At 39.1% G+C, this 21,713-nt stretch carries 19 protein-coding genes and 1 tRNA gene; 11 read left to right on the plus strand and 9 right to left on the minus strand.

Annotation, left to right across the window (positions count from 1 at the left end; translation table 11 throughout):
• Positions 1–184: 184 nt before the first annotated feature.
• The 3 genes from A9P82_RS01955 to A9P82_RS01965 all read right to left on the minus strand — a co-directional run bounded on the left by A9P82_RS01955 (position 185) and on the right by A9P82_RS01965 (position 2,754).
• Complete coding sequence (locus A9P82_RS01955; protein WP_066203624.1) at positions 185–757, minus strand: anthranilate synthase component II; 573 nt, start codon at positions 755–757, stop codon at positions 185–187.
• Between the two features lie 153 nt (positions 758–910).
• Positions 911–2,332, minus strand: coding sequence for an anthranilate synthase component I family protein (locus A9P82_RS01960; protein WP_066203627.1), 1,422 nt, complete (start codon positions 2,330–2,332; stop codon positions 911–913).
• A 32-nt stretch (positions 2,333–2,364) separates the two neighbouring features.
• Positions 2,365–2,754 carry a GxxExxY protein gene (locus A9P82_RS01965; protein WP_082915382.1) on the minus strand — a complete coding sequence of 130 codons (390 nt, stop codon included), beginning with the start codon at positions 2,752–2,754 and terminating at the stop codon, positions 2,365–2,367.
• A 399-nt stretch (positions 2,755–3,153) separates the two neighbouring features.
• Here A9P82_RS01965 and fucP point away from each other — a divergent pair, with 399 nt between their 5' ends.
• From fucP to A9P82_RS02020, 11 genes are all read left to right on the plus strand, one after another.
• The gene (gene fucP, locus A9P82_RS01970) at positions 3,154–4,428 is read left to right on the plus strand and encodes an L-fucose:H+ symporter permease (protein ID WP_066203632.1); all 1,275 of its coding nucleotides are present in this window, start codon (positions 3,154–3,156) and stop codon (positions 4,426–4,428) included.
• A gap of 3 nt (positions 4,429–4,431) precedes the next feature.
• Positions 4,432–4,776, plus strand: a complete 345-nt coding sequence (locus A9P82_RS01975) for an L-rhamnose mutarotase (protein ID WP_066203634.1) — start codon at positions 4,432–4,434, stop codon at positions 4,774–4,776.
• A gap of 247 nt (positions 4,777–5,023) precedes the next feature.
• Positions 5,024–5,785: an SDR family NAD(P)-dependent oxidoreductase gene (locus A9P82_RS01980; RefSeq protein WP_066203637.1), complete on the plus strand. Its 762-nt coding sequence runs from the start codon at positions 5,024–5,026 to the stop codon at positions 5,783–5,785.
• A 266-nt stretch (positions 5,786–6,051) separates the two neighbouring features.
• Positions 6,052–6,564, plus strand: coding sequence for a TlpA family protein disulfide reductase (locus tag A9P82_RS01985; RefSeq protein ID WP_066203639.1), 513 nt, complete (start codon positions 6,052–6,054; stop codon positions 6,562–6,564).
• 50 nt (positions 6,565–6,614) lie between these two features.
• The gene (locus tag A9P82_RS01990; RefSeq protein ID WP_066203641.1) at positions 6,615–7,448 is read left to right on the plus strand and encodes a BRO-N domain-containing protein; all 834 of its coding nucleotides are present in this window, start codon (positions 6,615–6,617) and stop codon (positions 7,446–7,448) included.
• Positions 7,449–7,481: 33 nt separating this feature from the next.
• Entirely contained in the window at positions 7,482–8,342 is an 861-nt protein-coding gene (locus tag A9P82_RS01995) for a fumarylacetoacetate hydrolase family protein (RefSeq protein WP_066203644.1), read from the plus strand.
• Positions 8,343–8,621: 279 nt separating this feature from the next.
• Complete coding sequence (locus A9P82_RS02000) at positions 8,622–9,452, plus strand: amidohydrolase family protein (RefSeq protein WP_066203647.1); 831 nt, start codon at positions 8,622–8,624, stop codon at positions 9,450–9,452.
• A gap of 108 nt (positions 9,453–9,560) precedes the next feature.
• Positions 9,561–10,349: an L-fucose dehydrogenase gene (locus A9P82_RS02005; RefSeq protein ID WP_066203650.1), complete on the plus strand. Its 789-nt coding sequence runs from the start codon at positions 9,561–9,563 to the stop codon at positions 10,347–10,349.
• Between the two features lie 64 nt (positions 10,350–10,413).
• Positions 10,414–11,637, plus strand: coding sequence for a peroxiredoxin family protein (locus A9P82_RS02010; RefSeq protein ID WP_066203653.1), 1,224 nt, complete (start codon positions 10,414–10,416; stop codon positions 11,635–11,637).
• 25 nt (positions 11,638–11,662) lie between these two features.
• Complete coding sequence (pepT, locus tag A9P82_RS02015) at positions 11,663–12,937, plus strand: peptidase T (protein ID WP_231891186.1); 1,275 nt, start codon at positions 11,663–11,665, stop codon at positions 12,935–12,937.
• A 35-nt stretch (positions 12,938–12,972) separates the two neighbouring features.
• Positions 12,973–13,044: transfer RNA gene (locus A9P82_RS02020), tRNA-Arg, on the plus strand.
• Positions 13,045–13,136: 92 nt separating this feature from the next.
• Here the strand turns inward: A9P82_RS02020 and A9P82_RS02025 are convergent.
• The 6 genes from A9P82_RS02025 to A9P82_RS02050 all read right to left on the minus strand — a co-directional run bounded on the left by A9P82_RS02025 (position 13,137) and on the right by A9P82_RS02050 (position 21,705).
• Positions 13,137–14,480: a MutS-related protein gene (locus A9P82_RS02025; RefSeq protein ID WP_066203656.1), complete on the minus strand. Its 1,344-nt coding sequence runs from the start codon at positions 14,478–14,480 to the stop codon at positions 13,137–13,139.
• 2 nt (positions 14,481–14,482) lie between these two features.
• Positions 14,483–15,823 carry a MutS-related protein gene (locus tag A9P82_RS02030; protein ID WP_066203659.1) on the minus strand — a complete coding sequence of 447 codons (1,341 nt, stop codon included), beginning with the start codon at positions 15,821–15,823 and terminating at the stop codon, positions 14,483–14,485.
• Positions 15,824–15,883: 60 nt separating this feature from the next.
• Positions 15,884–18,196, minus strand: a complete 2,313-nt coding sequence (locus A9P82_RS02035) for a Gldg family protein (protein WP_066203662.1) — start codon at positions 18,194–18,196, stop codon at positions 15,884–15,886.
• A gap of 47 nt (positions 18,197–18,243) precedes the next feature.
• Positions 18,244–19,176 carry an ABC transporter ATP-binding protein gene (locus A9P82_RS02040; RefSeq protein WP_066203665.1) on the minus strand — a complete coding sequence of 311 codons (933 nt, stop codon included), beginning with the start codon at positions 19,174–19,176 and terminating at the stop codon, positions 18,244–18,246.
• Between the two features lie 47 nt (positions 19,177–19,223).
• Positions 19,224–20,108, minus strand: a complete 885-nt coding sequence (locus A9P82_RS02045) for a hypothetical protein (RefSeq protein WP_066203670.1) — start codon at positions 20,106–20,108, stop codon at positions 19,224–19,226.
• Positions 20,109–20,187: 79 nt separating this feature from the next.
• On the minus strand, positions 20,188–21,705 hold the full coding sequence (locus A9P82_RS02050; RefSeq protein ID WP_066203672.1) for a RagB/SusD family nutrient uptake outer membrane protein: 1,518 nt from the start codon (positions 21,703–21,705) through the stop codon (positions 20,188–20,190).
• Between the last annotated feature and the right edge of the window lie 8 nt (positions 21,706–21,713).

Genomic DNA, 21,713 nt, shown 5'->3' on the forward strand with positions numbered 1-21,713 from the left:
CTGTATATTTTTAAAGTTGATGGTGTTTTGTAGAACAATTAAAACGTTTGCCGTCATGCCGAATTTATTTCGGCATCTCAAACGATAAAACAATAAGATGCTGAAACAAGTTCAGCATGACGTGCAAGCGTGTCCATATTTCATTTTCGCGTTCAATTATTAATTACTAATTTTTAATTCTTAATTATTTAGAAAGCCAATTCTCCAAAATCCTCACTCCATCAGGTGTCAGCACACTTTCAGGATGAAACTGCACCCCTTGCACATCGTACGTTTTATGTTGCAGCGCCATGATGAAACCTTGTTCATCAACAGCCGTAATATCCAACACATCCGCAAGGAAATTTTTATTGCTCACTACCCAACTGTGATATCGACCAATCGTAAACTCATCGCTTAAACCCTTGAACAGCGGGCTTTTTACGGAAGTTTGTTTACAAGTTGTTGCTACGCCATGAAAAACATCCGTGAGATTTTCAAGTGTTGCGCCAAATGCTTCACCAATTGCCTGTTCGCCCAAACACACGCCGAGTATAGATTTTGTGGGCGCATATTCCTTAATCACATCCAACAAAATTCCCGCTTCATTCGGAATGCCCGGACCGGGCGATAAAATTATTTTATCGTATTTATTTACTTCTTCCAAAGCAATTTTATCGTTGCGGAACACATCTACTTTTTGTTGCAGAATGCGCTCGACAATATGTACTAAATTGTAGGTAAATGAATCGTAATTATCTAAAACTAAAACACGCATTTAATTATGATTTATGAATTTTGAATTTTGTTGAGATTTCTCCTGTCGTCGAAATGACGTTGCGAACATTTTAATTGTTTTACAAATCATCACGATAGATTTAAAAAGTCAAAGACTGCGCCGTCATTCCGAACGAAGTGAGGAATCTCATTATTAATAATTATTAATTGACTGCGCTTGCACCAGCGCTTGTTTCAACGCACCAAGCTTGTTATGCACTTCCTGCAACTCGCTTTGCGGATTGGACTTTGCAACAATGCCCGCGCCTGCCTGATAATACAAAGTATTATTCTTGCTCAAAAAACTTCTTATCATAATCGCATGATTAAAGCTGCCGTCAAAGCCAACAAAACCAATTGTTCCGGCGTAATAGCTGCGTGAATCTTTTTCGTATTCATCAATTAATTGCATAGCTTTATATTTAGGCGCGCCACTTAAAGTTCCCGCAGGAAAAGTGTTTGCGAGCAACACAAAAGGATTTGCATTCTCTTTCACATCGCCAGAAACTTCGCTCACAATATGCAGCACGTGCGAGAAAGCATGAATTTGTTTGTAATAATTCAGGTGCACATTTTCACAATTTCGGCTTAAATCATTTCGCGCCAAATCCACGAGCATCGTGTGTTCCGCAATTTCTTTCGGGTCTTGCAACAACGCTTCGCCTGCTTTTTCATCTTCTATTTCGTTGCCCGTTTTTTTATACGTTCCCGCAATCGGATGAACGATAGATTTTCCGTCGCGGACAATCAGTTGCGATTCAGGACTTGAACCCAACAATTTATAATCGCCGTAATCAAAATAAAACAAATAAGGCGAAGGATTGATGCTGCGCAACGTGCGGTAAACATTAAAATCGTCGCCCGTAAATTTTTGTTGAAACCTGCGGCTCAGCACTATTTGAAACACATCGCCGCGCAAACAACTTTTAATTCCCTTCTGCACCATTTCGATATATTCGTCATCGGTTTTGTTGGAACTTTCTTTGCCTTGCAATGCAAACGGAAACGACGGAACATCTTTATTGTTAATCAACGTTTCCACCAAATCAAGTTCACTGTCCAATCCGTTTATTTTGTTTTCGCAAATAAACATTTCGCTTTTGAAATGATTAATCACAATCACGTATTGATACAAGCGATAACGCATCAAAGGAATTTCGCGCTCCGGTTCATTATTCGCATGATTGATTTTTATGGTATCAAAAAACTGAACGGCGTTGTAGGAAACATAACCAAACAAGCCTTGCGCAAGTTTCACGAGCTTATTATCCGCGGGCTGCACATCGTATTGCTGCATATAATTCCACAACAAATCCGGCACTTCTAAATGACTTCTCACTTCCTGTTTTTCAGGCTTGCGGTTTGGATATTTCAATTCGATTGCACCTAAATTTTTCACTTCAATACCGCCGATTGCATTAATCCCGATAATGGAACGGCTGTTTTCCGACGAGCCATACTCTGCGCTTTCCAGCAGAACCGTATCGCGGAATTTATCGCGCAGGCGCAGGTAAATTCCTACAGGTGTATAAATATCTGACAATACTTTTTTGTATGTTGTTTCAATCTTGACCATGATTTTATGCGATTTTTCTTATAATACTGATTTTATATAATTGGTTTGAATTTGTTGTTATACAAGCGTTTCCATTCAAGGCTGTTCGCCCCGAAATTGATAAGCAAACCGACTTCTAAATTAAATGCTTCCAAATAATTTTTTCCTTGCGCAAGATGTGCCGATTCTAATTTGCCAAACGCTTTTAATTCAACGCTGATAATATTTTCCACTAAAAAATCAACTCTTCTGTCTCCAACTTTTACGCTTTTATAAAATACAGGCATACTTACTTCTCTCCCGAAATTTATATTCATTAAATTAAACTCCACTTCCAAAGACCGTTGATAAACGATTTCAGGAAAACCATTCCCTGATGCATTGTGAACATTCATTGCAGCCTTGATAATTTTTTCTGTTATGTCGCTATACTTATACTCCATTTTATTTTCAGTAAAATCAGAAAAATCGTTTAAAATCAAGATAAACAAAAAGCCCCGGCGAATTTATCGCCGAGGCTTGAATATTTTTTGTTACCCGATTTTCATTTTTCTATAAACAAAGTGCTATTCAAACATACCCGACGCAGAGTTTGCTTGCCACCACCAATGAATATTTACTTTGTTTATCAACATGGTGCGAAGATAAAATGTTTTTTGAAATGGAGAAAAATATTTTTGAAGAAACACATAAAACAACATTCAAATAAAGACACTGTCGATGATAATTAAAACATATTTTTTATAGGCTTTTTATTTTTTTCACTTTAATTCTATACTTTTAAAACCTTAATTAACGTTGGTTATCCTATTAGAATAATTTGTATTATATTAAAAACGTTTATGTCAAAAAACAAATATTTGTTCCCTTTCATTTTGGTTACTTCCCTGTTTTTCTTTTGGGGATTTATTCACAATCTTGACCCTGTTTTAATTCCGCATTTGCGCAGGTCGTTCAGCCTTACAACGGTTGAGGCATCTTTGGTAGATTCATCCATTTTCATTGCATATTTTTTAATGGCAATTCCTGCAGGATTAATCATTAAAAAATACGGATACAAAAAAGGTATTCTCACGGGACTTTGCTTTTTCGCTGTCGGATGTTTTTTGTTTGTGCCTGCCGCGAATACGATGCAATATCCTTTCTTTCTCGGCGCATTGTTTGTGGTTGCTTGCGGACTCGCAACTTTGGAAACCGTTGCAAATCCTTATGTAACATTGTTGGGCAAACCCGAAACTTCTGTACAACGGTTGAACTTTGCGCATTTCTTCAACGGCTTGGCGGCGTTCATTGCGCCTACGGTTGGCGGCTGGCTTATTCTTTCGCCCAATCCTAAATCCGATGCAGAACTCGCAGCGATGACTGTTGATGCGCGTCATGCTTATTTATTGTCAGAAACATCAACAGTAAAATTGCCTTATATTATTTTAGGAAGCGTGATATTGTTGATTGCAATTGTATTCTTTTTTTCCAAACTACCCGACAAAAAAGAAAGCGATGAAAAAGAAAAGGCAGGCTTCTTTCATGCGTTTAAACACAAGCATTTGACATGGGCTGTGGTGGCGCAATTCTTTTATATAGGCGCACAGATTTGCATCTTCAGCTTATTGATTTTGTATGCCGATAAAGTTGTTGGTATAACTGAAAAACAAGCTTCTTATTATGCAAGCATTGCCGGATTATTATTTATGCTCGGCAGACTTGCAGGCACATTTTTTATGCAGTTTATTGCGCCGCCAAAATTGTTGCGCATTTATGCTGCAATATGTTTGTTGCTGACTCTTGAATTAATTTTCGGGAAAGGAATAGCAACCATGTACGCAATGCTCGGCATAACATTTTTTATGTCGATTATGTTCCCCACAATATTTGCATTGGGTATCGATGGCTTGGGCGTTGATTCCAAAGCCGGTTCAAGCTTGCTCGTAATGTCGATTGTCGGCGGCGCATTGTTGCCGCCCGTGCTCGGTTTTATTGCAGATAAATCGGGCAATTTTCAATACGGTTATGTTGTGCCTTTGATATGTTTCGTTGTTGTACTTTTGTTCGCAACGATTGGTTATAAAAGAAAAGGCGTTGATGATAACGCTGTAAAAATTACTTCAACAGGACATTAAATTATGAACAGAAAATATGTACTCGCGCTCGACTTGAAAGACGATGAGCAACTGATAAAAGAATACGAAGCGTATCACAAAAACATTTGGAAAGAAATACGTGAAAGCATTGTAAACAGTGGCATTGAGCAAATGGAAATTTTTCGCACAGGCAACAGATTGATGATGATTATGGAAGTGAATAATGATTTTTCTTTTGAAAAAAAATCCCAGGCCGATGCAGCAAACGAAAAAGTACAGGAATGGGAAAAACTGATGTGGAAATTTCAACAGCCGTTGCCTTTTGCAAAGAACGGCGAAAAGTGGATGCTGATGGAAAAGATATTTTGTCTGAACCATGATTTATAGGGTTAAAAGATTTTCAGGAAAATAAATAGAACGCAGATGACACGGATTTTGTATGATTATTTAAGATAATGAAAATCATAATTCAATCATCAGCATCATAAAAAATCAGCGTTCTATTCATTTGTATGATAAAAATTTTTGAACCACAACGACACAAAGGAACACAAAGTTTTGCATCTTCGCTTCTTTGTGTCTTTGCGAAAACAGATAACAAATAACCGATAACAGAAAACAAAAATTAATAAATATGAGTTTCTCTTTAACAGGAAAAAATGCAATCGTAACAGGCGCGGGAAGCGGCATCGGAAAAGCGACGGCGCTCACATTCGGCAAAGCAGGCGCGAATGTTTTTGTTGCAGATTTAAACAAAGAAAATGCGGAAGCAACCGTGAATGAAATACAACAGGCAGGCGGCAATGCAACAGCAATTATTGTGAACGTAACCGCGCAAAGCGAGGTACAGCAAGCGTTCCAGCCAATCGGCACGATTGATATTTTGGTAAACAGCGCAGGCGTTTCGCACATCGGGAAACTGGAAACCACAACCGAAGCAGACTTTGATAAAGTGTACAGCGTGAATGTAAAAGGTGTTTACAACTCCATGTTCGCCGCCATTCCGTTGATGAAAAAAGGCAGCGTGATTTTGAACCTCGCATCTATCGCATCAAGCGTGGGCATTCCCGACAGGTTTGCTTATAGCATGAGCAAAGGCGCGGTATTGGCCATGACATTAAGTGTCGCGAAAGATTATCTTGCACAGGGCATTCGCTGCAATTGCATCTCGCCCGCGCGCGTGCATACACCTTTTGTCGATGGTTTTCTGGCAAAAAATTATCCGGGCAAAGAAGCGGAAATGTTTGAAAAATTATCCAAAACACAACCTATTGGCCGTATGGCAAAACCGGAAGAAATTGCCAACCTGATTTTGTATTTGTGCAGTGATGAAGCAGGCTTTATCACAGGTTGCGATTACCCGATTGACGGCGGATTTATTAGGTTGAATAATTAGATTTTTCACGCAACGAGGTAATGAAAAGCAAAGAACGCAACGAGATTATATTTGTTCTCTTGACTTTTTTATACGAAGTAAAATGAAGAATCATGAACATGCTTGCACGTCATTCTGAACTTGTTTCGGAATCTAAAATATGCTGAATTAAATCGTACAAGAGATGCTGAAATAAATTAGAATACGGCTAAAGTTTTCATGTTTTCAAGCGTTTTTAATTTTATTTAAATATCAAATTTTCCAATGGCAAATATCAAACTCATATTATGAAACCAAAAATTATCATCACGCTATTCTGTGCTATCGCATTTGTATCAGTACTCAAAGCGCAGGAATCCGATAATGGCAAACAGCTTTGGGCAAAGTCTGTCATCAACCAAAAAGCGCCTAAATTAGTCGTAGAGAAATGGCTGACCAAAAAGCCTGGTACAAAAGGCAAATTTATTATTATAGATTTTTGGGCTACCTGGTGCCCGCCATGCAGAAAGTTTATACCCATTCTCAACGACATTAGTAAAAAGCATAAAGATAAGCTGGTGGCTATTGGTATTTCCGATGAGCCGGCCGAAAAAGTGGAATCATTAAAAGGTACAAAACCCGTTTACTACGAAGCTATCGACACGAAAAAAACGATGTCTGATGAATTGGAAATAAAAGGTATTCCGCATGTGATATTAATAGACCCGAAAGGCATTGTTCGCTGGGAAGGGTTTCCTTTGCTGGACGGGCACGAATTGACTGACAGCGTTGTTACGGCGCTGATTAAGAAATATCAATAAATCATGAAACTCATCCGTTAAAGACAATTTTTTATTAAAATAGCATTGTTATGAGTACCATCAAACTTTTTGAAAGTAAAAAGATACGCTCTGTTTGGGACGAAGCAGGTGAGAAATGGTATTTCGTAGTCGAAGACGTTGTTGCTATATTAACCGACAGTAAAGACCCCAAACAATACATAAAACGTATGCGACAACGAGATGCAGAACTCGGCAAAGGGTGGGTACAATTTGTACCTACCCTTCCGGTGGACACCGCAGGCGGTAAGCAAAAAATGGGCTGTGCCGATACCAAAGGTCTCCTGCGCATCATTCAATCTATTCCATCGCCTAAAGCGGAACCGTTTAAACTTTGGCTGGCACAAGTAGGCTCCGACAGGTTAGATGAAATTGAAAACCCGGAATTAGCTACGCAACGCACCAGGGAACTTTACAAACTAAAAGGTTATACCGATGACTGGATTGAGAAGCGTATGCGCAGTATTGCCATTCGTGAGGAACTGACGGATGAGTGGAAAAAACATGACGTTAAGGAGCAAGTAGAATACGCTATACTGACGGCAGAAATATCGAAAGCAACTTTTGGGCTTACGCCAAAAGAATACAAAAAAGTGAAAAAACTGAAAAGCCAAAATCTGCGCGACCACATGAGCGACCTTGAATTAATTTTTTCCATGTTGGGTGAAGCTTCTACAACAGCAATTGTAAAAACGCAACATCCAAAAGGTTTCGCAGAAAATAAGAAAGCAGCTAAGCAAGGCGGCGCAGTTGCCGGAAATGCCAGGCGCGAATTGGAAAGTAAAACAGGTGAAAAAGTTGTATCATCGAAAAATTATTTGCCTGAAAACCGAAAGAAAAATCTAAATAACAAAAAAGAAAAATAAATCTTACATCACAAATCTTAAATCATACATCAAATGAAATTGATACGTTACGGACAATTTGGAAAAGAAAAGCCGGGAATTATTATCGATGACGTGCGTTATGATACGTCAGCCTTCGGCGAAGATTACAACGAACAGTTTTTTGAAAGCAACGGCTTGGAAAGACTGAAAAAGTTTGTGGAAGAAAACAAAGATAATCTTCCGAAAGTAAGTGATGACGAGCGTTTGGGAAGTTGCGTTGCGCGTCCGTCAAAGATAATTTGCATTGGTTTGAACTATGCGTTACATGCGAAAGAAACCAATGCGCCCATTCCGAAAGAACCGGTTATTTTCTTCAAATCCACAACCGCTTTGTGCGGTCCGAATGATAATGTTATCATTCCGAAGAACTCCGTAAAAACAGATTGGGAAGTTGAATTGGCAGTGATTATCGGCAAAAAAGCAAGTTATGTGGAAGAAAGCGAAGCGTTGGATTATGTGGCAGGATATGCGCTGCACAACGATTACAGCGAACGCGAATTTCAAATCGAACGCGGCGGTCAATGGGTAAAAGGTAAGAGCTGCGATACGTTTGCACCACTCGGTCCTTTCCTCGCAACAAAAGATGAGATTGAAAACCCGAATAATTTAAACCTTTGGTTAAAGGTCAATGGAAATAAAGTGCAGGATTCAACTACGTCCGATTTTATTTTCAACGTGCAACAAGTTGTAAGCCATTTAAGTCAGTTTATGACCTTGTTGCCCGGCGATGTAATTTCTACGGGAACGCCCGCCGGTGTTGGGCTTGGCATGAAACCCGAACCTTGGTATTTAAAGCCCGGCGATGTTGTGGAACTCGGCATTGAAGGCTTGGGAACGTCGAAGCAAGTCGCGAAAGTGTATAGTGGAAAATAGGAAATATTAAATTGTAAATGGAATACGCTTGCACGTCATGCCGAACTTGTTTGATTTCGTCGCCGTGGTTCGTGTCCGCACGAACCACTTATAAATTTTCGGTACGTGAGGACACGTACCGGGGCTAAAAAGCCCGGCGACGTGGTAGAACTCGGCATTGAAGGCTTGGGAACATCAAAACAAACGGCGGTAGCGTATCAATAATTTCTCACAAAGACACAAAGAAACAATATTAAAACTTTGTGTTCTTTGCGTCTTTGCGAGAATCTAAAAAATCTTATGCAAAAAATAGATGCACATAATCACTTCTGGGTTTACGACAAAGTCCGCGATGCGTGGATTACAGACGATATGCGAGTAATCCAAAGAGATTTTTTGCCGCAGGATTTTGAACCTGTTTTGCAGGAAAATAATATCGATGGAACGGTCGCCGTGCAAGCCGACCAATCGGAAAAAGAAACCAATTTTTTGTTGCAATTAGCAAAAGAAAATGATTTCATCAAAGGCGTTGTGGGTTGGGTGGATTTAAAAAATGAAAATATTGAAGAACGATTGATTCATTATTCAACAGAAAAAAAGCTCAAAGGTTTCCGGCATATTTTGCAAGGAGAAAATGTTGAGGAATATTTGAACAATAAAGATTTTTTGAACGGCATTTCTTTGTTGGGAAAATATCATTTCGCATACGATATTTTGGTGTATCATCATCAGCTAAAATTTGTAAATGATTTCGTGGAACGCTTTCCACATCAGCGTTTCGTGATTGACCATTTGGCAAAGCCCGATATAAAAAATCATTCAATTGATGATTGGAAAAAAGAAATTTCTGCCATCGCAAAGAACGAAAATATGTATTGTAAAATTTCGGGAATGGTTACGGAAGCCGATTGGAAAAATTTGAAGCGCGAAGATTTGAAACCTTATTTAGATATTGTTGTTGAAAATTTCGGAACGGACAAAATTATGTTCGGAAGTGATTATCCTGTTTGTTTGGTAGCGACTTCATACAACAATTGGTTGAATATTTTGAAAGATTATTTTACAAATTTTTCTTCTGGCGAAAAAGAAAAAATATTCGGTGGAAATGCAATTGAATTTTATAATTTATAAACGAATGATTAAACCACAACGACACAAAGACACAATGAAATCACAACGTTGTGAAACGTTCAGTCACTGCGCCGTTGTGGTTATTTATTCATAATTCATATTTTAAAAATGAACTTACAATTAAACAATAAAGTCATCATCATCACGGGCGGCGCAAAAGGCATCGGTGCTGGCGTTGCAGATGTGTTGGCTGCGGAAAATGCGACTGTTGTTATCGTTGGAAGAAACGAAAACGACAATCAACAGAAAGTTGATGAATTGGCGGCGAAAGGTTTTACCGCTTCGCAGATTGTTGCGGAACTCACGGAACCCGAAACCTGTAAAAAAGTGATTGATGAAGTATTGGCAAAATACAACCGCATCGACGGCATCGTGAACAACGCGGGACACAACGACGGCGTGGGTTTGGAGAATGGTAATTACGATGATTTTATAAAATCCTTACATAAGAATGTGGTGCATTATTATTTGCTCGTGCACCATGCGTTGCCGGCGTTAATCAAATCAAAAGGAAGCATCGTAAATATTTCTTCCAAAACGGCGGAAACCGGTCAGGGCAACACTTCCGGCTACGCGGCATCGAACGGCGCGCGCAACGCTTTGACGCGCGAATGGGCTGTGGAATTGTTGAAATACGGCATTCGTGTGAACGCTATAATTGTTGCGGAATGTTGGACACCGCAGTACGAAACCTGGATTCAAACATTGTCCAATCCCGAAGAAAAACTGAAAGAAATCACGTCGCGCATTCCTTTGGAAAACCGTATGACGACTGCGGAAGAAATCGCGAATACAGTCGCGTTTTTATTGTCCGAAAAATCGTCGCACACAACAGGACAATTAATTCATGTGGACGGTGGTTATGTGCATTTGGACAGGGCTTTGGCGAATGCGTAATGATAATGAACCAATGTTTTCGCATCTTTTATTTCGGTAATTTTGTCCATCAATTTTATAGGCAATGAAAAAGGCAATCATCATTTTATCAGGCTTATTGTTAAGTGTAAATGTATTTTCTCAAAGCCGCATCAATAATGGGTTTTGGCGGGCAGTTCTTGAAAGGCGCGACGGAAAACAAATTGTTTTCAATATTCGTTCGGCAACCGAAAAAGGTAACACTGTTTTGTATGTCAAAAACGCGTCGGAAGAAATGCGCTTGTCAGATGTAACATTTCATGGCGATTCCGTTTTCTTCAATATGCCTGTTTTTGAGTCGGGATTCAGAGCAAAAATCGTTTCGCCCGACAGTCTTAACGGTTTCTGGATAAGAGCAAGCGTCAGCAGAAATATTGTGTTGCCATTTACCGCTACGCAAAAAAATCCGAAAAGATTTGCATTAACCAACGGCAATGCTCATTCCAATCTCTCAGGTAAATGGGCAATAAGTTTTGGTGCAAATAGCGAACCTGCCATCGGCAATTTTATACAACATCAAAATAAAATTACAGGCTCGGTTTTAACGCCCACAGGCGACGACAGATATTTGGAAGGTGTTGTAAGCGGCGATTCCGTGCGGCTTTCAGGCTTTGATGGCATTCACGCATTGTTGTATGTCGCAAAAATCAATGGCAAGAATTTAGACGGAACTTTATATAGCGGAGCAGCAAGTAAAGAAAAGTTTACGGCAGTTTTTAACGATACGGCTACATTGCCAAACACATCTGCCATGTATGTAAAAAAAGGCGAAAACGGACATTTGCATTTCCGGTTTAAAGACTTGAACGGCAATGACGTTTCGATAAATGATGAACGTTTTGAAAACAAAGTTGTTGTCATCGACATCATGGGTTCGTGGTGTCCGAATTGTATGGACGAAACAGCTTTTCTCAGTGATTTTTACAACAAGCAAAAAGAAAAAAATGTAGAAATCATTGGGCTTTGCTATGAACTGACCACGGATTTTGAACGCTCAAAAAACAGTATTGAGAAATTTAAGAAGCGCTTTAATGTTCAGTACCCTTTGTTGATTACAGGTGTAAGCGTTGCCGAACCGGAACCTGCGCGTACCGAAAAAACATTGCCGCAGCTTACGTCCATCAAGATGTTTCCAACAACTATTATCTTAGATAAGACCGGAAAGGTAAGAAAAATAGATACCGGTTTTGAAGGTCCGGCTACGGGCGAATATTATATGAAATACGTGCAGGAATTTAACGAGACAATCGATACTTTGCTGAAAGAGTAACATATCAATTCGGCAAAAAATTTTGATGTACATTGCGGCAAATTTTATAGCAATGTTGCACAATTATCAATTTACTGTTACCGAAAGATTTTTGCGTTATGTGCAGATAGATACACAGAGCGACCCGGAAAATCCCGCTTTTCCATCGTCCGAAAAACAAAAAAGTCTGAGTCATTTGCTTGCGGATGAATTAAAAGCAATTGGCTTGCAGGATGCACACGTTGATGAATATGGATACGTGCTCGCGACTATTCCGGCTAGTACAGATAAAAAAGTTCCCACGATTTGTTTTTGTTCCCATGTCGATACTGCACCGGATTGTTCCGGTACGGATGTAAAACCCATTGTTCATCAGCATTACAACGGATATCCTATTGTTTTGCCCGACGACGAAACACAGATTATTACCACAGAAAAATATCCTTATTTAAAAAACTTCATAGGCAAAGATATTATTACGGCAAGTGGAAAAACTTTGCTTGGCGCAGATGATAAAAGTGGGGTTGCCATCATTATGGATTTAGCAAATTATCTGCAAGCACATCCTGAAATAATACACGGAGCAATAAAAATTCTGTTCACACCGGATGAAGAAACCGGGCGTGGCGTAGAAAAATTAGACATGAAAAAACTGGGTGCAGATTTCGGCTATACGCTTGACGGCGGCGAATGCGGCACATTTGAAGATGAAACTTTCAGCGCCGATGCAGCAAGTATTACCATTAATGGCGTGATTGCGCATCCCGGTTATGCGAAAGGAAAATTAATCAATGCGATAAAAATTGCAGGAGAAATTTTGGATGCTTTACCCAAGCATGAATTTAGCCCTGAAACTACAAGCGGAAGAGAAGGGTTTATACATCCTGTGCGCGTTTCAGGTATTGCGGAAAAGGCATCTATCGATTTTATCGTTCGTGATTTCATAACTGATAATTTGGCAAAACACGAAGAACGGCTGAAAGACATCGCACAGCCAATCATTGATAAATATATAGGCGTTACTATGGAATTTTCCGTAAAAGAGCAATATCGCAATATGAAAGATGTGCTGGTAAATTATCCGCAAGTTGCAGAAAATGCTTTACTTGCCTATGAACGTTCGGGCTTGACACTCCGCAATGAACCAATCCGCGGAGGCACCGATGGAAGCCGTTTAAGTTACATGGGATTACCTTGTCCCAATATTTTTACGGGAATGCAAGCGATACACAGCAAACACGAATGGGTTGCTATTGAAGACATGGAAAAAGCAGTGGAAGTATTGATAAATCTTGTACAGGTTTGGGAAGAAAAAGCGTGATTCTGAAATAAGCAGTTTATATTTGCGCATCTTTTGGTCTCGTAGTACAATGGATAGTATAAGAGTTTCCGAAGCTCCAGATACAGGTTCGATTCCTGTCGAGACCACAAATAGCGTTGATTATCAAATTTTTCTAATAATGGCTTCCTTATCTTACAATGAAATAAACCTGCTCTAAATAAGATTTCAAGTTCAATTATTACTTTATCGAATCAATGTATATATTCTTATTTAATAACTCCACTACTCCTTCATTTTTTATGATTAACATTCCTTGCTTGTCTTCCGTAATACCTTCGGTTAAAAGGTAAGAGTAACAAGGCTTGTTGCTTTCCATAATGGTGGGCATATATCCGAATTTAATATTACCGCTGCTTTTCAATGCCTCTCCTACCTCAATGATATGTGTGGAAATAATAAACAGGCAATCGGTATATTTAGAAAAAGCTTTTGTTACTTCTAAGGTACCTTCATAGGCATCTTTTACATTTGTTCCTTTAAATAATTCATCAAACATTACCAGTACTCGTCTGCCTTGCGATACCAATTCCGCAGCTCGTTTTACTCGCAATACTTCCGCATAAAAATGACTGTAACCAAGACTAATATTGTCCGGTACATTGATGGAGCTGAACAAACCGTCCTTTGCCGTGAATACCATCTCTTCAACTGCTACGGGAAAACCGCAATGCGCCATATATAAAGCAATTCCGACACTTTTTATCAATGTGGACTTACCCGCCATGTTGGCTCCTGTCAGAAATAAAAGGTTATGTTTATCATCCAAACATAAATCGTTGCCTACTGCGTTGTTCAATGCAGGATGTTTCAATCCTTTAATTTTTATTTCGTTACCGAAATCAGATTTCGCTTCAGCATAAGCAAAACGTTTTTGTCTTGCAACATCGCTAACAGTAATATTTACATCCAATTCATAAATAAATTCAAGTATTTTATTTATCTCATTTATCATCGTGTATTTTAGCAATCGGTCATAAAATGCCACATCTTTGACTGAGAGTTTCTTAGGCGTGGCAAGCGATCTAAGTTTCTCTATGTTTTTGTCTGCAAGAATTTTCTTTATGGATTTTATTTTTTCTTCATAAAAATGATTCTCAATAATTACTATACCTGACAAGAATATAAAGAGTTGCTGTAATACCTGCGCTGCTGCCGATAACCCTGCTATTTGTGCTGCATATTGTTCATCATGAACTAAAGAAGACAAAGTTTTTTTCCTCAAGGTAGAAAACAGACTGCCGGCGTAGGTTTTATTCCCTCCGGAATCTAACCAATTGGCAACAATTCCAATTTGCTCCCTGTTCAATGAAAAGGAATAATTTTTTTTCTGAAAATATTGAAATATGGCAGTTCTTTGATTTATCAGGGTAGCATTTGTCAGAGGACTTTTTAGTAATTTTTCTAATAGTCTTTCCCCTCCGCGTGTGTGAGTATTGTTGAATAAACCAAAAATGGAATCAGGCTGGTAGCGTCCCAGTAGGTTCAATTCATCGGTCGTTTGTTTATCTGTAATAAAAGACATTTTTAATGGATATTTTTGTTCACTACATTCTTTTCCAACATTTCTAAAATTCCTTCATTTCTGATGATAATCATGCCGTGTCTGTCCGCTGTAATGCCATGTTCCAGCTTATACGTATAAACAGGCTTGTGTCCTTGCATTGTAGTAGGCAAAAAACAGTATTGGATATTGTCTGTTTTTTGCCGAAGCACATCTCCCGCTTCGATGATGTGGGTAGAGATAATAAACAGGCTGTTTGTTTTTTTTGCAAAGCCTTCCACAATAGTGATGGTCGCTTCTCCTGCATCTTTTACATTGGTTCCCCGGAACATTTCATCGAACAGTACGAATAATCTTTTACCTGCATGAAGCTCCTGTGCTATTTTTTTTACACGCAGCACTTCTGCATAAAAATGACTGGCACCCATACCTAAATTGTCCGGCAGATTTATGGTAGAAAACATCCCGTCCATTATCGTAAATCGCATAGCTTTCGCCGCTACCGGGAAACCGCAATGAGCCAGATAAACGGCAATGCTGACGCTTTTCATAAAGGTACTCTTCCCCGCCATATTCGCTCCTGTGAGAAAGACGACATTTTTCTCTGAATCAATGATAATATCGTTGCCAATGGCATTCATTACTATAGGATGCCATACATACTCTAAATGAAGAACGGAGGTGTCGGTGGTATTATCGGCAGCTATTGCAAAGCAGAAACCACATTCGCGTGCAGTTTGCCCAATGGAAATATAGGCATCAAGATTATAGACAAATTGCAACAGCTCACGCACTTCCGTGTGATGGCGAAAGCGCAGTATGCTGTCATAAGTAACAAGTTGCTCTTGTGATAATTTTTTACTGTGCCCCGACAAGATGGGAGCAAAAGCCGGTTCGGACAACAAAGTATTTATCCTCTCTCTTTCTTCTGCGTAATCTTGATTGTGAACAGCAGCTTCGCTATGTACAAAGAGCTTCAATTGGAATAACAACTCTGTAAGGGTATTAATACCTTTGACTATATTTTTAAATTGAACATCTTTGGCTATCAGCCCCGACAATTTTTGACTGAGGCTTCGTTGCTGAGCTATGAGTCGTGTACGTTCGTCTCTCTCCGAAAGATATTGCTCTATAGCATCAAAGAATTCCCTGTTAAAAGGAAACTCAATTCCCTTGGAAGAAAAGTTTTGAATAATACCTGTGCGCTGATTAATCTTCTCCACATCACTTAAAGGGTAGCAGAGCATCTCTTCCAAAACCCGCTCGCCACCACGAGTTATCGTTCGACTATACAATGCATAAATGCCGCTACTTTTGCTAAAAATACCTATATCGTTTAATGTCTGTGCGTCTGTGATGAACACTTATTCTTAATTATTAATAATGAAACTTTAGTGAATAACAATTTCCACTTTATGCAGATTCTATTTCCTTTTCCTGCGAATCAACAATATTGTACTGAAAATGACCACCAATCCCGGCAATACCCATAAGAAAATGATATTTAAAACTGCCACCTCTTTATCATTTAAAAGAAAGTGAATATCCTCCGGTTTTGGGCGTGAAGAATCTATTGGAAATTCACCGTCAGTAAACCAACCAAACAGAGCCGTATTAAAATCAAAATTACCAGTTGCTACATTTCCTCGTCCTAATTCTGCATTACTCATCAAGTCAGCATCTCCGGTAACAATAATACGTTGTAGTTTACCATGAATCGTTCTTGTTAATGCTAACGCCGTAGGAAATGCCCCTTTCTGGTCGCCTTGCTTTCCATCGAAACTTACTGCAGCAGAGTCTAATACAAGATTTCCCATTTTATTCCAGCTCACAAGAATATCTGTTATCAACAACGGAGAAACTTTAAAGTTGCTACTATCATTGTTATAGGCAAGAGCAGCAGCTCCCGGCATAGAAATACGAAGACTATCCAGATAATGCAGACGCATTGTTTGGGACATATCTCCACTTGCTTTTGTTAAATAAGGCAATACCAAATTGGCAGCAAAGTCCCGGCTTTTCTGTACGAGCTGTCCATTCATCAATCGTACATCCGTTGCCTGTAATAAGGAATTGACAATCTGCTGTTTACCTGGCTCGCCAAGAACCATTAGATTTCCTCCGTTTGCAATATACTGTTGAAGAACGGCGGAAGCAGCCGGTTCTAATGCTTTTCTAGGGTCGGCAATAACTAAAACTGAAATATTTGATGGTATTTCCCGAAGTGACGAATCTGCCTGTATGGATTCGACATCAAAACCCTGATTAATAAGTGCATAACGGAAAGTCTTTTCACTGGTAAGGGTTCTATAATCCCTATCGCCAATTTTATCGGGACTGCGTTCGTAATCTCCCTGAAGAAAAGCGACAACAGGAAGCTTGACCGTTAAACGTTTAATAGCAGCAGATACTTCCGTTTCTGATGGAAATGTTTCTGCATCGTTATACAGGCGTAAAAAAGTCGTTTTTCCTTTATACTTGAGCTGCATAATATAGGGATTACCTTCAGGTCGAAGATTGATAATTTTGTGTATTTGGTCAGGCGTCAAAAATCTTTTGAGGTTTATCTTAAAGATTTTAGCCATTCGCTCAGAAATTTGTTTTATGTTCAGACCTTTGTTACCTCCATACATATAAAAGCTTGGCTGTGGAATACTGTCGTAATAATAAACATATTTCAAATTAATATCTTTTTTGAAACGTATATAAGGTTCCCATCTGTTTAAATCTGCGTTACGCATTTCAGGAGAACCAAGCCCATAATGTCTGTCCAATAAGTTGATATAAGATGTAATTTCTAATGGGCTGTCAAGTCCTTCAATGATTTTTTGTGCATTTTTTGTTAGGGTGTTGGTCTTTGTCAATGTAGCATCATAGTATCCGATATATCCGGGTCTGGATGTAATGTATCCTAAAAACAAAGCACATATTATACACAACAGGTAACGAGCTGCCCTGACAAACCACGGCTTTGCTTCCCTGCCTGCTTTCAGTTTTAAAACACTAAATACAAGAAACATTGCAATAATCACTATAAAATAAGCAATATCTTTTGTGGTAATGAGTCCTGCAATCATTTTTTCCGTTCTGCCGGAGATTGACAAAAAATACGTAAGGTCGCGCACAAAATCAACTCCCTGCCATAGACCACCAACATAAGCAAGAAAAGCGAAAACCACAAAAGTACTCAATGCCGCCACAATCTGATAGCTGGTAAGCGACGACATGAAAAGCCCGATAGCAGAATAAGTACAGAGTAAAAGAAAAATGCCCAATAGCGCGGAAAATACAAGACCATAATCGAAACGATGTATAGCGAAGCTTGCTGTAAACACAAATAATGTTAAGATGAATATCAGGCAAAGATTATAAACTACCATTGCAAGAAATTTTCCTGCAACAATCTCCCTGATTTTTACCGGAGAGGAATACAAAAGGCTTATGGTACCGCTATTGATTTCCCGGCTGATTAATCCCATTGTCAGTAATGGTATATACAAATAGAGTCTGCCTAAAAGAGAAGGAAAGAGGGTACCATTTCTGCAAAACATACTCTTTGTCAAGAAGAAAAAAGTTGTGGAAGCCCCTGAGTAGTCTTTGGAACGAACTAACCCTTCCAGCATGTCGGTAAAACTCATACTTGCCTGTATGATAAATACAAGAAAAAGTAGCCATGCAATGGGAGAATAAAAAAGGTTGCTCAGTTCGAGTTTCGCTATCTTTAATGTTTTTTTCATTTTATTGTTATGATATTGATTCGATTATTGTCAATTATTTACTTAATTTATTTCTTTGCTTTTCCGGACAGCTCTGCAAATACTTCATCTAAAGAACTTTTCTCTGCATAGGCTTCCTGCACCTGCCATTTATTTAGTACTGCGTGTTCTATAATTTGATTTGAAGCAGCGATGCTTCCGTTAAAATATACACGAATACGCCGAGCCGTCAGAAATTCAACCTTTGCGATATCAGGAAGTGCCAATAGTGAATGCTCATCCGGAGGATTACCCAGCACTAGTATCATGCTATGAGGTGTTACATAATTGTTAAATGCATCCATCGTGTCCGAAAACACAATTTTTCCCTGTTCAATCATTTTAATATCCTGACATAATACCTGTACTTCGGATAATATATGTGTCGAAAATATCACGGAGTGTTCCTGTGCTATTTCTTTAATTAATGCTCTTACTTCTATAATCTGGTTGGGGTCAAGACCATTGGTTGGCTCATCTAACACTACAAGCTGTGGTTTATGAATGATTGCCTGTGCAATACCCACTCGCTGGCGATATCCACCGGAAAGATTGCGAATCAATCGCTTACGAAAGTGTGCAATGCCGCACCGCTCTTTTGCCTCGTCCATTGCATTTTTGATACGTTCTTCCGGGATAGAACGCATATATGCTGCAAATTCCAAATATTCATCAACTGTAAGGTCGGTATATAAAGGCGGATTTTGCGGCAAAAAACCTATCTGCTTTTTCGCTTCTTCCGGGTGCTCTCGCATATTGATGCCTCCTATTTCTACACTACCTTCTGTTTGGTTGATTACCCCACAAAGGATATTCATAGTAGTAGATTTGCCAGCCCCATTTGAGCCCAGCAATCCCACAATGCCGGTTTTATCTATCTCTATGTTTATATCGCGGATAGCCCAATTTCCTCCGTTGTAACGGTGCGACAGATGTTTAATTGATACAATTGGTGTATGCATAAATAAATAAGTTATATAGTTTTAATAATAAGTACAGATATTCGACATTACAGTTTGTCTATTTTAAATCCAACAGCAGATAGCGCCGTTATCAGGTAATTATATTTTTGCATGACTAATGGATAAGCGCCAAATCTTTGCGTAAAAGATGCCTCGGAACCGGACAATATTGTATTTAAATATTGTGAAAGGTCATCACTTTGTGAACCTATTGAATAATAGGTTGTACTCTCATTACCGTAAGGAATCAGTCCATATTCTTCTTTTGGAAGATAAGGCAGATAATAAGCAGACGCTACATCTCCATAAACATACTTGCCATAATAATCGGCTGAAACACTATAAAATTTTTCCAATATCCCGTTTTTGTTAAGCGGTGCAAGCAGTAATGCAGAGAACACGGCTGCTTTGTAACGCTTTAAGGAATCCGGGGTCATTTGGGCTATGTGTGGGACATTTGCGATTGCAAAAGTGTTAAGCCCTGCATAGGCCGGCAAAAATGTATATGTTGTGTCATAATAGCCATACATGGGGCTTATCAACGAGTCTATTAATAACACAGAATAAGGTTTTAAGCTATCACTTAAAAGTGGCAGAAACTGTGATTGCACAAATTGTAATCCGGTAAGAATATCTGCATCATTACGTAAGTAATCCACAATAAGCGTTGAATTAAAACCTGAGAGATGGTAGTTTAAGTCAATAGTAAAAAGAGGATTACGACTAACAGTATCCGAATAAAGCACCGGCAGGTGTGTCTGCTCATAAAATTGATAAATGGCGTGGTCCACTGCGCTGGCAGGATTGTCTTTACGAATGAAAGGGTCACTACCTACATCAAAAGGTGTGAGTGCGGCTTCTTTTTTGCATGATACAATAAAAAGTAAGCATGGTAAAGCCAAAATAATGAGAAATTTAAATCCGTTTTTCATACTTAATTATTTTTATTGATTGTGTGGCTTACATGAAAACAACATAATTTTCTTGTTATAATTTCTGACGGTTTGTAAATTAAAATTGCCTGTTCGGTCTGGCAGGATTGTTTTGTTCCAATGCCCCATCGTTAAATACAATAGCATAATCCGGAATCGGTATCAAGTAGGCTGGGTCGCCGGGAGAAAGCACCTGCGTTGCCTCAAGCGAAGGTGGGCTGGTATAGCTCACAGTTGAATAAGGATGCCTGATTGTTATGGTAAAGGGATATTTTTCCCTTACTGCATAACGTTTCAGGTCGAACCAACGAAAGCCTTCAAAACAAAGCTCTCTTCTTCTTTCATCCATGATGAAATTACTTAGCTCCTGCCCTGTAAATTGTACCGGTTTATAATCTTCCCGTTTGATCCTGGCTTTGCGTAGAATATTGATAGCATCACAAGCTTGTTGGTCACTACCAAGCATTGCTAATGCTTCTGCCTTATTCAGATATGCTTCGCTGCTTCTTAGAAAGAAATTATCGGAATAAATACCATCAGGCGTGATACCATAGGAAGAAGAATAAAATACTTTGGCATAACGGCGCTTACCCGCATTGTCAATAGTAAAAAAAGTATTCAGCCGTAAATCGGAAGTATCGTATAAAGCCAACAGCTCACTGCTGGGCTGGAATGCCTCGGGACTATTATCCAACATGGCGATGTTAATCGTATTATCTCCCTGCGTAAATATTGCCTCCGGAGATGATGCAGAAAGGAAACTGGTCTGTGGTTTGTAGCCCGCTATATCATAGAGAGTTCCTTTAGACTGAATGACCTCATCGGCAGCAGATACAGCATCTGTCCAATCCTGCATAAAAAGATAGACACGACTTAACAATAATGAAGCGGCCGTTGCATCTGCCCGGTAAATGGTAGATTGCTTTACTCCTTGCAAATCTGAACGAGCTTCCTTGAGGTCAGCTACAATTTGTTGGTAAACACTATCAACCGTAGAGCGGGAAAAGAATTTATCCTCTACATATTCTGTGGTTTTCAACGGTACTCCCGGATCTGTGGATGCTGTACTTTTATTATATGCTTTGGCATAAGAGTTTACCATCTGGAAATAAAATCCGGCTCGTAGAAAAAGAGCTTCCCCACGGATGCGTTTTAATGACTCCGGGTCATCATGAAGGTCTAAGGCTTTCTGGGCAATGATATTAACTGCATTAATATGTTTATATATCTGTTTCCATGTATAGTCATCTTTTTGTGCATAATCAGGTCCTACAAAAGGATTTGCCTGCCAGGTATAAAAACCAAAGAAGTCTTTTCTTCCATCCTGTATATAAGCGTTTGAAACAAACTCTGTGATGTCATCATCCATCATATTCAGCCATGGAAAATAAACGTCATTACTGTAAGGATAAGACATGGCGCTCCATTGCGAATAATTATTGCTTTTTGATTCGTAGCCATCGCCCACCAACAGTTCATCAAGCTGAGCCGCATTTCGGGCATATTCCAAATCCTGTGAACTTTCGGATAAAAACTTCTTGCATCCGCCAAGTAAAAGCATAAATACGGACAGCACGAGAAATTGTTTATTTTTCATATTTATAT

Origin of the sequence: Arachidicoccus sp. BS20, from assembly GCF_001659705.1 — a bacterium.
Taxonomy (GTDB): Bacteria; Bacteroidota; Bacteroidia; order Chitinophagales; family Chitinophagaceae; genus Arachidicoccus.